The sequence below is a fragment of the Actinoplanes sp. ATCC 53533 genome, assembly GCF_003947245.1.
Map to the genome: position 1 here is coordinate 1 of NZ_QHHV01000061.1, position 13,382 is coordinate 13,382.

Here is a 13,382-nt window from a genome sequence, read left to right on the forward strand (position 1 = left end):
CGGGTGATTGACGTCGCCCGCGATTACGCCCGAGGCCGTCGTGTCGGTATGCCCTGGTCCCGATGATCTGCGCCTCGATCGCGGCGGCTGCCGCGGAGCTCGGGTTCAGGTGGGCGCTGATGGCCACGAACTGGCACGGCAGGTCGATTCCGGTCAGGTCGAAGCTGGCGAGGCAGTAGCCGTGCCAGGTCTTGTGTTGGGTGTCGGTGTGGCTGTCGCGCAGGGTCAGCCGGTCGGAATCCCAGGCGATCGCGGTCGGCATGTGGCGCGACTTGGCGACGAGCAGCCGCATGCCCAGATCCCATTCGGCCGCACGGATCGCGGAGGGGTTGGTGAGCCAGTCGACCTCCTGCAACATCACCAACTGTGGCTGCAGGTCGTTGATCGCGGCGGCCAGCGCCGCCCATCGGTTCTGGGCGGCTGCGCCCGCCTCGACGTTCTGGGTGACGATCCTGAGCTTCATTCCAAACTCCCTGGTCGTGACGGTCAGCGAGCGGCCGTAATGACCGTCGGCAGTGGTGGTGAGGGGCGAGAGGGCCCCGACGGGTGAACCCGTTCGGGGCGGCCTGCTCGGTGCGCGGGGCTGGCAGGGTGGGCAGGCGTGGCGGCGGAGCCGCGCTGGCGGGCGCGGCGCCGCCGCGACGGTCTACCCGGCGGGTGTCGTCACCCAGCCGTCGCGGGTGGTTCCGGGTTTGGCGGTGCGGGCCTGCGGGGTCATGACGATGCGGGACATCGAGTACGGCACCTGCACGGCGAGGTTGCGGCCGATGACCGGATCGGTGAGCACATACTCCGCGGCGTGGACCTGGCCGGTGGCTTCGTCGAGCAGCAGCACGTACCGGGTGGTGTGCTGCCGGGCGGCGACGCTGACCGCGATGCCGGCCTGCCCGGCCAGGTTGATCCGGCCGTGGTAGGTCAGGCCGGGCACGTCGGCCAGGACCTGCAGGATGGCCCGTCGAGCCGGGCGGGGCGTCTGGTGCCAGGCGGCCAGCGCGCCGATGGCGTCGACCCGGCTGGCGGTGCCGTCCGCCGCCTGCTGGTACCCGGTGCGGGCGAGGACGGCGCGGACCCGGGCGGCGAGTTCGTCGCCGTCGGGCGGGTACGCCTGGTCCAGGGCGGCGGCCAGCCGGGTGGGATCTGCCGGGACCCGGCCGGGTAGCACCCCGGGCAGTTCACCGGGCCCGTACCAGGCGGTCGATGGTGCGGGTGCCGGTTCGGGGTCGCTGTACCAGCCGACGCCGGTGATGGTGCCGCTGTCGGCGAGTTCGTCGCGCCACCGCGTTTCGGTGGCATGCCTGGTGACGGTGGTGACGCAGTCGCCGATGCTGCTGTCGGCCGCTGTCATGGTCACCCCGATGCGGGTGTACCGGCCGCGCTGGGTGTCGGCGGCTTCGGCGGTGAGGTGCGTGGCGAGGCGGCGCAGGGTCGGTGCGGCCGGGGTGGTGCTGGCGGGCAGCGGGATCGGCTGGTGGATGGCCAGCGGTCCACAAGGCGGCGGCACGTCCGCCGTATGGGTTGCGGCGCCGGCTGGGTGGGCGTCGATGCCGCTGACCGCGGCGATCGTCAGGACGATGATGGCCGCGCGGGTGTTGGTGACGGCGCGACGTGCCGTGCCTGCGATCCGGTGCGGTCGGATGGTGGTCGTGGTCAAGGGTGTGCCTTTCCGGTGATGAGGGCCCGCGCGGGCCGGGGGGTTTGCGGCGTTGGTCGTGGAAGGCTCGGGTGGAGGGGCGGCGGCTGGTCAGGTCCAGATCGCGACGAGGGCTCCGTCGATCTGCTCGGGCGGGTTCGGGTGGCAGACAGCGACGCTGGTCGCGATGCGGCGTCCGGTGTAGGCGACGGTGGCGGCGTCGAGCACGCGCATCGCGGTCGCCTGCTCGACGCCGGCGAGGTGCTCCGGCACGGTGATGCCGTGGCTGGCGAGCAGGTGCCGGCGGGCGCTCTGGCCGCCCCGGCAAGCGGGGCTGCATGCCGGCGGGGCGCCGGTCAGGTACGCGTACGTCAGGTCGGCGTGCCTCGCTGAGCAGGCGGTTGTGCCGGCGCCAGACCGCGTTGGCCTCCAGGATTTTGGCGCGGGTACTCCATGCCTTCGCGGTCAGGCTGACCCCGGTCAGCTGCCGGCAGCGTTTCGTCGCTGCGGCTTGGGTGGCCTCGGCCAGGGCAGCGGCGGGTGGGGCGGGCAGTGTCGTGTGTGAGCGGAGACCGAGGAGGTCGGCGGTGGCGGTGTCGGCGGCCCGGCGCTGGTCGACGGGAAGGCCGAGCGGCGCCGCGACGGCGATAGCCGCGACGCCAGAGAGCCGGCTGATGACGTCGAGCAGGGTCCCTGCGTGGACCGCCCGGTGGAAGCGTTGGTCGCGCAGTTCGACGGCGATCCAACCGTGGTGGTCCATGGCGATCCCGGCGACGTGGATCGGTGACCCGCTCCCGCCAGCGCCGTGGCGGCGTTCGGTCACCGCCGGCCACCCGCCACGGGGCGCGGAAACGACTCGGTCATGGGTTCTCCTGGGACTTCGGCGAGGTGTCGGCGCCAACGTGGTGCCGAGGGACGGCGGAGTGCGCCGGCCCGGACCCGCAACGCGAGGCCGTGGGCCGGGCCGGCACACCGGCTAGTTCACGTGGCTCAGGAACGTGGCCGCCGCGCCCGGGGCGACATGGCGGTGCGTGCGCGGCACGTCTTCGGTGAGCGCCTTGGTGATCCAGTCGCTCCAGTAGTCGATGTCGGTGTAGACGGTCGGCCCGTCGCAGTTCGCGCTGGTCTCACGGCTGGCGCTGCCGAGCAGCACCCACGTGCCCCGCAGGTTCTTGCCGAGGGCGGGGCCGCCGGAGTCGCCGAAGCACGGGGCGGCGCCGTTGCGGTCGTCGACGCAGATCTCGCCGGCGGTGATGCCGGCCGTCGCGCAGTGGCGCCGGGCGGTGAGCCGGGTGTCGAGTTGCTGGAGAACGGCGGGTGGTTGCGTGGCGTCAATGCTGGTCTTGCCCCAGCCGAGGACCCGGACTTTGCGGTGGTCGCCGCTCTGGTGGCCGATCCGGATACCGGTCAGCGCCAGACCGGCGGGGTCGACACGCATCACGGCGATGTCCGCGATCCGGTCGGTGCCGGTGGCCCAGTCCCACTCTGGGTTCACGACCGCCTTGGTGACCTCGAGGGTGGTGAGCTGGTCGAGGCGGGTGGAGCCGACCTGCACGTCGATGTCCGCGGCGGGCATCGCCTGGCCCGTTTCGAGGTCGCTGATGCAGTGCGCGTTGATGACCACACCGATCACGCCTCGGACGGTGACCAGGCTGGCGGTGCACCGGGCGGTCAGGCCGAGGTCGGTGTAGTGGGTGAGGGTGCGGGCGGCGAACGGGTAGGACTCGGTGGCGTCGCTGCCACCGATGATGTTCACGCCCACGTCGCCGGCCGCCGAGGCGGGCGCGGGCGTGACGACGGTGAGGGCGGTGGCCAGGGCCAGACTGCTTGAGGCCAAGGCGGCCAGCCAGGTACGTGTTGTCAACGCGATCCTTCGGATTTGAGAGGTGTCCCGACGCGCATCCCCGCGCCGGGTGGCCCGCCGTCGTCGTTGGCGTCGGGAGATCAAAAAGGGGTCAGCGGCAGTGCCGGGCGCTGGACGCCTGCACGACGAGGCCGTTCCCGTCAGCCGGTCGACCGGGGGTGGTGATGCCGGCTGGTGGTGCGGTTGCTGCCGATCAGCCGCCTGCGGGATCCGGTGGCAAGCGGAAGGGGCCGAGGATGACGTCGATGCGCGCGAGGAGCGCCTGACCCGGGCCCGATAGCACCTGCAGCAGCTGCCACATGCTGTAGCCGAGCACCGCCACGAACAGGGCGGACAGGGCCAGGCCGATCAGGGCGGAGAGCACCAGGACCGGTGCCCACCAGCGGGGCGGGGTGTAGTCGAAGGACATCAGTCGTGCTCCGGTCCGCTGGTGGGGTCGTGTCGGCCATGGGGTGGGCCGGGTGGTCCTGTGCTGCGGTGGCCCGGCCCGAGGGTGTCGGGGAACCCGTGTGCCACGGCCGCCAGGTCTCCCGGTCCGCGGTCGGCGTGGGTCAGCCGGTGTCGCAGCATCGCCGTTGCCAGCCGCAGGCCGGTCGGGGTCAGGGCTCCGGTCAGTGCCACCGAGGCGAGCAGACCGGTCGTGAACGCCTCGTCCAGGCCGAAGGTCTCTACGATCTGGTCATCGGCGACGCTCGTGGGGTAGGAGGTCTCCCCGGTGCCGGCCGGGTCGGGCTGCCAGGTCAGCACCTGGTGCACCTGGCGCAGCACCAGGGTCGCGGCGTCGCCCATCCGGCGGCGGGTCGACGCGGACATGATCTGCCGGGTGGTGCCGGCCGGCATCCCGCTCAGCCGAGCCAGCCGGTGGTAGTCGCACAGCACCACGTCGGCCAGCCGCAGCAGCTCGCTTGCCCCGGTCCGGTCCTGCACCCCGCTCAGCCCGGGGTCCAGCACCACGACGCTGTGCGGATTGCGTTGCTTCACCGAGGCGAGCAGTCCGGCCAGGCGGTCGGGGGTGTGCCGGCCGGGTAGCTCCGCGAGGTACACGACGTGTGCGCCGGCGAGGTAGACCACGAGGTCGTCGTGGGCGGCAAGGAGATGATCTCCCACGGTCATGTTGGCCCCGGGGTAGGCCAACACGGCGTACCCGCCCGGGGAGGCCACGTACAGGGTGAAGCCCACCGGGTGACGCGGATGACGCAGGACAAAGTGGTGATCGATGCCTGCTGCCCGCATCCGGGCCACCGTGGCCGCCGCGACGGGACCAACGCCCAGGACGCCGACGAACCCGACGCTCAGGCCGAGCCGCAGCACGGTCAGCGCCTCGGCGATGCGGTACCCGGCACCGCCCGCCAGGATGCGGCTGTGACCGCCGCGCGCGAGCTCCATGAGGCTGGTCGCGGTGCTTCGCGCGAGCAGCCGGTGCGTGCCGGGCCGCATGACCCAGCCCTTCGCGTTGTCGCCGCGCCGCAGCAGGCCCTCCAACACTCGGTCCGCGACACAGTCGGTGCTGATCGTCCCTACGACGATGACCTGCGGCCCTCCGTCGCTGGGTGCCCTGACGTCGGCGGGTGGCCGGCGCGTTCCGGGAGCGCCCGGCGCGTTCATGCGACGCCTGCCGGTTGCGCCCGACCGGCGTCACCGTCCGCGCCCCGTGATGCGCCCGCCATGCTCAAAGCGACGGCGCGCACCATGGCCGGCTCGGCGCCCGCGTCGGGGGCTGCGGGTCGCCGACGGTGCTCGGCGTGGCCGACGCCGAAATGGCATCGGGATTGGCCATCGAAGTACTCCATCACCTGGGCGTAACCGCAGCGGGCACCGTCGAGCAGCAGGCCCACTTCCCGGGTCAGACGGCCGACCCGGTGCGGGCGGGGCGTCACCCGCAGCACCCGGGTGCCCCGGTGGACGGCGTCGGTGTAGGCGCCGAGATGGGCCGCGTCCACCGCCCACTGCTGGCGGGCCGCGAGGAACCGGTCGCCGAGCCCGGCCGCCCAGTGGTTGAGTACGGGCCGCGCCAGCCGCTCACCGACGGACGGGCCTTCGGTGGCGTCCGCGCGTGAACAGACCGACAGCAGGTGCGTGGCCTGGAACAGCTCCCCGGCGGTGGCCAGGTTGGGGCACAGGACCCCGCCGTCGAGCCAGCGTCGCCCGTCGATGCGCAGCGGCCGGCCGGCGAGGACGGGCAGCCACGAACTGGCCTTCAGCCACGCGTGGACATCGACATCGCCGCTCAACGCGACTGCGGCCGTGCACTGCTGGTCGACGTCGGTGACGGTGGCGAAGACCGGCACCGGATGCTGGCCGAGCTGTTCGGGTAGCAGCGGGAGGTGCCGGGTGAACAGCTCGTCGAGGAAGTCCATCCGCAGCAGCGGCCCGCGAAGCGCCTCGTGGGCGGGCCGCACCAGGTGCGCGGGAAGCAGGTCGTAGTAGGCGGACAGCGCATCCCACGTGCGGCCGGCGGCGAGGTAAGCGACGTTGATCGCGCCGGCGCTGGTCCCGACGATCGCGTCCGCGACCCGGGTGATGCCGAGGTCGTCGAGCGCGATGAGCATCGCCCCGGAGACCACTCCCCGCAGGCCGCCCCCCTCCACCGCGATGACCAGGAAGGCGTCATCGTCGCGGTTGCCGGCGAGCCGCCGCTCGATGACCGCCCGGGTGGACAACCCGTGCGGCACACCCGGACTGCGTCGCGCATCGGGGCCACCCACGATCTGATCCACTTCGGACATGAAGGGCGGTCGGATGGTGCCGGACGGCTGTCGTCGCGCGAGGCCGGCAGGCAGCGCAGAGGGGTGGTGCCGGGGTCGGCCAGCGTCGGTCATTCGTGGGGCTCCTGCTTTCCTTGCCGTGCAACGGATCAACCAGAACGGGCGCATGGGACCGGACGAGCGAAGGGCGTGGCGCCGCCGTCGCTGGGCGCGACGGCGAAGCGCCGGCCGTTGTGCGGTCCCGTGTTCGTGGCGTGCCCGTCGGGGCGCACCGGCCTGTTCCGGCGATCAGCCAACCGTCATCAGGTCGATGTCGGCCACACCTTGTCGATCGTGTTGACAATTGATTGACATCAGTCGGCGTTGACCACGGCGAACTCGGCCTGGCGCACTGGGCGATGTCGGTCCCCGTTTGTGGGAACCACGGGCAACGGTGGGCCGCAGGACCCACCGACTGCCGAAACTCGGTCGCCGCAACACGCGGCCAGCTCGCCGGGCACCCCGGTCCCGCATGCAGCGAGCGGTCTGCTCTGGCTGCGGTCCGATGACGCCGCGCCACGACCGACGCCGCCGCGGCGTCTGGTGCGGTGCGTCCACGAAGCTTGGTTGCGGAACCTGCCCCGCGAAACTGGGGCGCGGCCCGATCGGTGGCGGGTTCGTCGCACATTCGATTCATCACCGGCAGTCGCTCGGGTGGCAGGATCACGCCATGAGCGATTCCGACTCCGAGCAGGAACCCAGAGGGCTCTTTCCACACCGCGTCGCCCGCACCGATCAGTACCTTGCCACCGCCGCCGAGCGCCTCGACCGGCTCTTGGCTGACTACGCGAAGGCGGTCGCCGAGGACGGCCCTACCACCGCGGCGACGCACCTGAGCCTGGCCATGCGTCTCGGCTTCGACCACGTGGACCTTGCATGGATCGCCCTGGCCGCGATGCAGCGGCTGCACGCCCAGAAGGAGAAGGCCGACGATGAGGAGTCCCGGTAGCGGCATCGACCGGCGCAGCGATGACGCCGACACCACGCCGACAGGTGCGAGCGTCGGGGAGCACGGCGAACGCCGGGGATTGCGGGTCGGTGCCTGTCAGACCCCGGAGATCCTGGGCGACATCGGCTCGGCACTGGGGTGCATCGAGGGTTTCGCCCGGCAGGCCGATGAGTACGGTGTCGACCTGTTGGTGTTCCCCGAGTGCTTCGTACAGGGCTACCTCGTCGACCCGGCGCACATCCGTGACCATGCGTTCGACCTGCGCTCGGCGGCGTTCGCCTCGGTGCTGCGGCGGCTGCAACCCATCGCGCAGGCCCTCGTGATCGGCGTCATCGAGCAGCAGGCCGGCAGGTACTTCAACACCGCGGCCGTCGTCACCCAAGGCCGGCTGGTGGGCGTCTACCGCAAGACGCACCTGGTGCCCGGCGAATCGCTGTTCGCCCCCGGTGACACCTATCCCACGTTTACGGCTCGGGGCGTGAGGTTCGGCGTCAACATCTGCTATGACACCCAGTTCGCCGACGCTGCCGCGTCGGTGGCGGCCCAGGGCGCGCACCTACTGCTCGTCCCGGCGCAGAACATGATGCGCCGTGACACCGCGCACCGGTGGAAGGACGAGCACCACCGGATGCGGGCTGAACGGGCCCGCGAGACCGGCATGTGGCTGGTCTCGGCGGACGTCACCGGCGAACGCGACGATCGCATCGGCTACGGTCCCACCAGTGTCATCAACCCGCGGGGCGAGGTGGTGGCGCAGGTGCCCTTGATGACAACGGGCATCGTGGTCGCCGATATCCCCTGACCGGCACGGCCGGGCGGCGCCCCGTTTGCCGGGTAACCGCCGGCGCGGACGGTAACGAGGTCGGGTGTTGGCCAGCCCCGTGCGGGTCGTCGGGTCATGAACCCGGCTCGCTGGCCAGCGCGTTCTTCACCGGGTGCGGTGGCATGGTCAGGGCGTAGACGCCCCAGTGGTCGGCGTCGCCGGGTTCCAGTGGTGCGAGCAGGCCCTCGGCGACGAACGCCTGCAGCATCCGGCGCAGTGTGGCGGCGGTCCGGCCGAGCGTGAGGCGCATGTCGCGGACGGTGTGACGGTCGAGGTCCACGATCACGGTGCCGGGCCGGCGCGCAGCGGTAGCCAGGTAGTCGGTGAGCCGCCGGTAATGGCCCGAGGGCCACCGCAGGTACGTGCAGCCCTGCCACACCGCCGCGTAGGCGTCATCGCCGACGGGGTAGCCGAGCGGGACGGCGACCGCGCCCGCGATCTCCGTGTCCGCGACGACCACCTGCTCGGCCAGTGACTGCGCCGCACCGTGGGTGACGCGCACACATCGCCAGGTGCGGGCCTGGGCGTCGTGCTCGTACGGCATCACGAGCTGGGCGCGCAGCGGCAGGTAGAGCACCTGACCGGCACAATGGCCCGGACTCGGATCCGATGCCCTGCCGGGCCCGCAGGTGACATCGATGGGCGGTGCAGGCACGGCCGGCTACCTCCCCACCACGTGAACAGCCAGCGGGACGAACCGTGTCGCGCGGTCCGGGCCCGGCCGGGTGCGGGGCGGGTGTGGCGGATCGCGTGGATCGGCGACGGCAGACCGGGACGCGGGGGTGCAGGCCGCGGGAGCCGGGCGTCGCGTAGGTGCGCGCGGGCAGTCGTCGACGCGGCGGCTCGAGGTGGGTTCAGACCGGGGCCGAACTCGTCTCGGAGGACCAGGTCGAGCGGGGAGAGCGGTGTCGACAAGGGCGCCTCGGCCGTGTGTGCGTCGGTATCGGATAGCGGTGACGAGGGCTGAGCTGGTGAGCACGAGGCCGGGGCACCAGGAGCCGACGCGATAGATCCACACCGGGGCTTTCGGGGTGTTCTCGACCGGGTTCGCGATGGTGGCGGGGTCACGGCCTGAGGGGTCGCTGGTCGGGGCCGTCACGATCGCGGTCGCCATGTGAGCTCTATGTTCCCCGGTGACCATCCGGTTGTCGGCGTGATTCCTGTGTCGTGGGGCGGCCTGCCCACTGACGCTCACCTTCGGGCGCTTCGCGGTCACGCGCGGGCGTCGTCTCGCGCGTCGCGCGGTCGAGGTGTCGGCATGTCCGCATCAGTGCTGCACGCCTGTTCGCTGATTCGCTGTGCTTCGGCGCGGCCCTTCTCGCTGAGCTGCCATCGTCGTACCGACCAGCCGTCCCTGCCCACTTCCGCCGAACAGACCAGACCCGCCGCACGTAACGCGAACAGGTCGGGAAGGCGATGTTTGCCGTTGCCCGCCCATGCGAACCCTCGCCTGATTTGGGCGTTGACCGTCACGGTCATCGCGATCAACAGCCGGATCTGCGACTCGGTGAGCGTCAACACGGGCAGCTCGCGTGAGCCGAGCGGGGGCGGCGCCGGCCGGCGCCGAGCGCGAGTTCGCACCGCTCGGGGAATCGGGGGAACGTCCACCGTGACGCGTTCGCGGCCTTGCGGGCGAGCTGGTCCAGGTCGTCGACGGTGTAGCCGTGGCCCACCAACGCGCCGATGCTGTTCATCTGCGCCGTACGGCGGCAGGCGCTTCGCTCGTGGCCTGCGGCGTCGGGTGCGGTGATCGCAGCCCGATGCTGGGCGTCGCCCTGTTCGCTCATCTCGCCGTTCACGGTGTCTCTGACGCCTCTCGTCGGGTCGCGGGCCGTGGCTGGGTGTCGGCGCCCGGTCCGGCAACGCCGAGCAGGGTGTGCAGGCGGTGCCGGTGGCCGGGTTGGGACAACTCCTGAGTGGGGCAGCCCATGGCGACGCGGCCGTGGTGCAGCACGACGATGCGATCGCTGACGGCGGCGGCCAGGGCGAGGTTCTGCTCGGCGACGAGCACGGCGAGGCCGCCGTCGGTCAGGTCGGCGAGGATGGCGCAGAGTTGGTCGATCACCGCGGGTGCGAGTCCTTCGGACGGTTCGTCGAGGACGAGAAGCCGCGGGTTGGTGAGCAGGGCACGGGCCAGGGCGAGCATCTGCTGTTCGCCACCGGACAGCCGGCGGGCCTGGTGACTGGTGCGGGCGGCCAGGGCGGGCAACAGCGCAAGAACCCGCTCGATGGTCCACACGCCGCCCGGCGTGGCACGCGACGCGCTGCGGTCGGGGGCGGGGGCGCAGGTGAGGTGTTCGGCGACGGTGAGCGTGGGAAACAGTCGGCGGCCCTGAGGGACGATCGCAAGGCCGGCGCGGGCGAGGTGGTGGGGTTGCCGGCGGATCTGCGGATGGCCTGCCAGTTCGACCCGGCCACCGCGGGCGGGCAGTAGTCCTGCGATGGTGTTGAGCAGGGTGGTCTTGCCCGCGCCGTTGCGGCCGAGGACGGCGACCGCCTCACCTTGATGGACCTCGAGGTCGACGCCGTCGAGCACCGGTGCGCCGTGGTAGCCGGCGCGCAGCTCGCGTGCCTGGAGCAGGACCGGCCCGATCGCCGTGCCGCGTCGTGCGGCGGCGGGGCGGTCGGTGGTGGAGAGGTAGGCGGCGCGGACCCGGGAGTCGGCGCGGATCTGGTCCGGAGTGCCGGTGGCCAGGTGTTGGCCGTGGTGCAGCACGGTGACGGTGTGCGAGAGGTTCCAGATCAGGTCGAGGTTGTGGTCGACGAGCAGCACGGTCACGTCGTCGGGCAGGGCGGTGATGAGGCTGGTGAGGCGGGTGATCTCGTCGGGGTCCAGGCCGGCGGAGGGTTCGTCGAGCAGCAGCAGCCGGGGCCGGGTGGCTAGGGCCATGGCGAGTTCCAGGTGTCGCTGTAGCCCGTAGGGCAGCTGTCCGGCCGGGGTGGTGGCGCGGTTGGCCAGTCCGGCGTTGTCGACCAGCTCGGCGACCCGGGTGTGCAGGGTGCGGCGGCTGAACAGCATGGCCCGGGCGGCGCGGTCGGTGCGGTGGGTCAGGGCGAGGGCGAGATTGGCGGCTACGGTGAGCCGGCCGCAGATGGCCGGGTGCTGCCAGGTCCGGCCGATCCCGTGCCGCGCCCGTGCCGGGGCGGAAAGTCGGGTGATGTCACGGCCGGCGAGGCAGATGCGGCCCTCGGTGGGCCGCAGCGTCCCGGCGACGAGGTTGAGCAGGGTCGTCTTGCCGGCGCCGTTGGGGCCGATGACGGCGTGCCGGGTGCCGGCGGTGACATCGATGCTGACGGGGTGCAGGGCGGTGAGCCCACCGAATCGGCGGCTGACCCCGTCCAGGTGCAGCAGGGTGGTCATGCGCGCCTCCGGGCGGTCCAGGTGCGCAGCCGGGCCGTGATGGGCCGACGGTAGGCAGTCAGCAAGAATGCGAGTCCGACCAGGGCGAGTGCGTGGCCGCCGGTTTCGGCGCCGATCAGGTCGCGGACGACGACGATGAGGACCGCTCCGGCCACGGCCCCGCGCATGGTGCCGACGCCGATCGCCGCGGCGAGCAGGGCCAGCGCGGACATGTCGAGGTGCATGTCCGCCGGCGAGACGTGGCGGTTGGCCGCGATGAGCAGCGCCCCGGCGCCGCCCGCCACGGCCCCGGCGGCGGTCCACCCGGCGAACAACGATCGGGTGACGTGGTGGCCGAGCGCACCGAGCCGGGGCTCGTGGTCGGCAGCGCCGCGCAGCACCAGGGCCAACCGGGTGCGAAGCAGCACCGCCACGGCGGCGGCGAGGATCAGGAAGCAGCCCAGCAGATACAGGTAGATGTAGCCCTCGGCGCGCAGCGGTGCGGTGCCGGGCCAGATGGTGACCGGTGGGGCGTGCAGGCCGTCGTCCCCGCCGGTCACGGTGGCCCATTTGCTGGCCACGGTGCGGGCAAGCTCACCGACGGCGAAGGTAACCATGAGGAACGCGGTGCCCCGGCTGCGCAGCACGAAGGGGGCGGTCACCGCGGCAGCGGCGGCTCCCACGGCGGCAGCGACGACGAGCTGAGCCGGCCCGCTACTGAGGCCGGCGTTGGCCAGCAGCGCGGCGGTGTAGGCGCCGACGCCAAGATAGGCGGCCTGACCCATGGTCGGCAGACCCGCGAGGCCGGTCACGATCTGCGCGCTCATGGCGAGCGTGGCCAGTACCAGCGCGGTGGAGGCGATGGAGACGGTGTAGGAGTCGACGACGGCCGGCAAGGCGACGGCGGCGACCAGGGCGGCGGCGAGCAGGGCGGCGCCGCGAGCCGTGGACGTGGCCGAGACGCGCTGCGCCGGGGTATCGGTGATCGGCGGATCGGCCACCGTGGTGGGCGTCATGCGTGTGCCGCCGGCTGGGCGCGGTTGCGGATGGTCAGGACGATGAGCAGGACACCGAGCAGCGCGAACGGCGCCGCGGTGGGGGCGGCGATCACCCCGACGGTCTGTACCTGGCCGACGAGCAGGGCGGCGATGAGGGCCCCGGGGATCGAGCCGGCACCGCCGATGATGACGATGATCAGGGACAGCACGAGCACCGTGGTGTCCACACCCGGTGCGGGTCCGAGCAGCGGCGCCCCGAGAACCCCGGCGGTAACGGCGAGGGCTCCGCCCGCGGCCATGGCGAGGGTCTGGACCCTGCGCGTGTTGATGCCGGTGGCGGCGGCCATGGCCGGGTCCGCGACGGTGGCGCGCAGCAGGACCCCGTGGCGACTGCGGGTGATGCTCAGGTGCAGGACGACGGCGAGCAGCGCCGCGACGATGATGAATCCCAGCCGATAGGTCGGGTAGCCGTGCCGGCCGAGGGTCACGGTGCCGGCGAGTAGATCGGGTGGGTTGACATGCAGCGGCGCGCCGCCGAAGCCGCTGGTGTAGGCATCGGCGGCCACGAAGGAGACTCCGAGGGTGGCCAGTGCCTGCTCGAGGTGTCCGTGCCCCACGAGGGGCCGCATGGCCAGGCCAAGGGCTACGCCGCCGCCGGCGCCGAGGATGGCGCCGGCGGCGGTCGCCGCGGCCAGATCGAGCAGTCCGCTGCCGCCGAGCAGGTACCCCACGTAGGCACCGCCGAGGAAGAGGCTGCCGTGGGCGAGGTTGAGGACGTCCATCACGCCGAAGATCAGCATGAGGCCGGCGCCGACGACGAACATCAGCAGGCCGAACGCCACCCCGTCCAACGCAGTCACCGCATAGGTCACACCCATCGGGCACCCCGCCTGCCGCCCGTCGGGTGCGGGATGGGGGTGATGCCGGCGGCATCGGCCCAGGCCGGCGGGGAAGTGATGCCGCCGGCATCACGGCACGGCGCATCCATCGGTGTCGTGGGTGGCTGGCGCTCGTCCGGGTATGGCATGGCCGTC

Annotated in this window: 15 protein-coding genes; 2 read left to right on the forward strand and 13 right to left on the reverse strand. The window is 72.3% G+C overall.

The features are described 5' to 3' along the window. The 7 genes from DMB66_RS21090 to DMB66_RS21120 all read right to left on the reverse strand — a co-directional run. Positions 1–463 (reverse strand): hypothetical protein (locus tag DMB66_RS21090; protein WP_148112755.1); only part of this gene is annotated, 463 nt, incomplete at its 3' end. 183 nt (positions 464–646) lie between these two features. After that, on the reverse strand, positions 647–1,651 hold the full coding sequence (locus DMB66_RS21095) for a hypothetical protein (protein WP_125805832.1): 1,005 nt from the start codon (positions 1,649–1,651) through the stop codon (positions 647–649). A 90-nt stretch (positions 1,652–1,741) separates the two neighbouring features. Next, entirely contained in the window at positions 1,742–2,005 is a 264-nt protein-coding gene (locus tag DMB66_RS21100; RefSeq protein WP_125805833.1) for a DUF429 domain-containing protein, read from the reverse strand. 601 nt (positions 2,006–2,606) lie between these two features. Next, on the reverse strand, positions 2,607–3,494 hold the full coding sequence (locus DMB66_RS21105; RefSeq protein ID WP_158647308.1) for a trypsin-like serine protease: 888 nt from the start codon (positions 3,492–3,494) through the stop codon (positions 2,607–2,609). A 193-nt stretch (positions 3,495–3,687) separates the two neighbouring features. After that, a complete protein-coding gene (locus tag DMB66_RS21110) occupies positions 3,688–3,903 on the reverse strand; it encodes a hypothetical protein (RefSeq protein WP_125805835.1) in 216 nt (71 codons plus the stop codon). Further along, entirely contained in the window at positions 3,903–5,099 is a 1,197-nt protein-coding gene (locus DMB66_RS21115; protein WP_125805836.1) for a carbohydrate kinase family protein, read from the reverse strand. The genes DMB66_RS21110 and DMB66_RS21115 overlap by 1 nt, the downstream gene beginning before the upstream one ends. Beyond that, positions 5,096–6,220 (reverse strand): patatin-like phospholipase family protein, encoded by a 1,125-nt coding sequence (locus DMB66_RS21120; protein ID WP_158647309.1) that lies wholly within the window; start codon positions 6,218–6,220, stop codon positions 5,096–5,098. Before DMB66_RS21120 ends, DMB66_RS21115 begins: the two co-directional genes overlap by 4 nt. 688 nt (positions 6,221–6,908) lie before the next feature. Here DMB66_RS21120 and DMB66_RS21125 point away from each other — a divergent pair. Both DMB66_RS21125 and DMB66_RS21130 read left to right on the forward strand, forming a co-directional pair. Further along, positions 6,909–7,187 carry a hypothetical protein gene (locus tag DMB66_RS21125; RefSeq protein WP_125805838.1) on the forward strand — a complete coding sequence of 93 codons (279 nt, stop codon included), beginning with the start codon at positions 6,909–6,911 and terminating at the stop codon, positions 7,185–7,187. Then, positions 7,171–7,989, forward strand: a complete 819-nt coding sequence (locus tag DMB66_RS21130; RefSeq protein WP_125805839.1) for a carbon-nitrogen hydrolase family protein — start codon at positions 7,171–7,173, stop codon at positions 7,987–7,989. Before DMB66_RS21125 ends, DMB66_RS21130 begins: the two co-directional genes overlap by 17 nt. A 94-nt stretch (positions 7,990–8,083) precedes the next feature. Here DMB66_RS21130 and DMB66_RS21135 read toward each other — a convergent pair whose 3' ends face one another. The 6 genes from DMB66_RS21135 to DMB66_RS21160 form a co-directional block, all read right to left on the reverse strand. Further along, on the reverse strand, positions 8,084–8,587 hold the full coding sequence (locus tag DMB66_RS21135; protein ID WP_125805840.1) for a hypothetical protein: 504 nt from the start codon (positions 8,585–8,587) through the stop codon (positions 8,084–8,086). Between the two features lie 635 nt (positions 8,588–9,222). Beyond that, the gene (locus DMB66_RS21140; protein ID WP_125805841.1) at positions 9,223–9,528 is read right to left on the reverse strand and encodes a hypothetical protein; all 306 of its coding nucleotides are present in this window, start codon (positions 9,526–9,528) and stop codon (positions 9,223–9,225) included. Continuing rightward, entirely contained in the window at positions 9,525–9,797 is a 273-nt protein-coding gene (locus DMB66_RS21145) for a hypothetical protein (RefSeq protein WP_125805842.1), read from the reverse strand. Before DMB66_RS21145 ends, DMB66_RS21140 begins: the two co-directional genes overlap by 4 nt. A gap of 8 nt (positions 9,798–9,805) precedes the next feature. Next, positions 9,806–11,371, reverse strand: coding sequence for an ATP-binding cassette domain-containing protein (locus DMB66_RS21150; RefSeq protein ID WP_125805843.1), 1,566 nt, complete (start codon positions 11,369–11,371; stop codon positions 9,806–9,808). Next, positions 11,368–12,366 (reverse strand): branched-chain amino acid ABC transporter permease, encoded by a 999-nt coding sequence (locus DMB66_RS21155; protein ID WP_125805844.1) that lies wholly within the window; start codon positions 12,364–12,366, stop codon positions 11,368–11,370. The genes DMB66_RS21150 and DMB66_RS21155 overlap by 4 nt, the downstream gene beginning before the upstream one ends. Further along, positions 12,363–13,226, reverse strand: a complete 864-nt coding sequence (locus DMB66_RS21160) for a branched-chain amino acid ABC transporter permease (RefSeq protein ID WP_125805845.1) — start codon at positions 13,224–13,226, stop codon at positions 12,363–12,365. The genes DMB66_RS21155 and DMB66_RS21160 overlap by 4 nt, the downstream gene beginning before the upstream one ends. Positions 13,227–13,382: the final 156 nt, after the last annotated feature.

Coding starts and splice junctions, on each gene's coding strand:
- DMB66_RS21125 (WP_125805838.1), top strand. CDS start 6,909: ATGAGCGATTCCGACTCCGAGCAGGAACCCAGAGGGCTCTTTCCACAC.
- DMB66_RS21115 (WP_125805836.1), bottom strand. CDS start 5,099: ATGAACGCGCCGGGCGCTCCCGGAACGCGCCGGCCACCCGCCGACGTC.
- DMB66_RS21110 (WP_125805835.1), bottom strand. CDS start 3,903: ATGTCCTTCGACTACACCCCGCCCCGCTGGTGGGCACCGGTCCTGGTG.
- DMB66_RS21150 (WP_125805843.1), bottom strand. CDS start 11,371: ATGACCACCCTGCTGCACCTGGACGGGGTCAGCCGCCGATTCGGTGGG.
- DMB66_RS21130 (WP_125805839.1), top strand. CDS start 7,171: ATGAGGAGTCCCGGTAGCGGCATCGACCGGCGCAGCGATGACGCCGAC.
- DMB66_RS21160 (WP_125805845.1), bottom strand. CDS start 13,226: ATGGGTGTGACCTATGCGGTGACTGCGTTGGACGGGGTGGCGTTCGGC.
- DMB66_RS21145 (WP_125805842.1), bottom strand. CDS start 9,797: ATGAGCGAACAGGGCGACGCCCAGCATCGGGCTGCGATCACCGCACCC.
- DMB66_RS21155 (WP_125805844.1), bottom strand. CDS start 12,366: ATGACGCCCACCACGGTGGCCGATCCGCCGATCACCGATACCCCGGCG.
- DMB66_RS21120 (WP_158647309.1), bottom strand. CDS start 6,220: ATGTCCGAAGTGGATCAGATCGTGGGTGGCCCCGATGCGCGACGCAGT.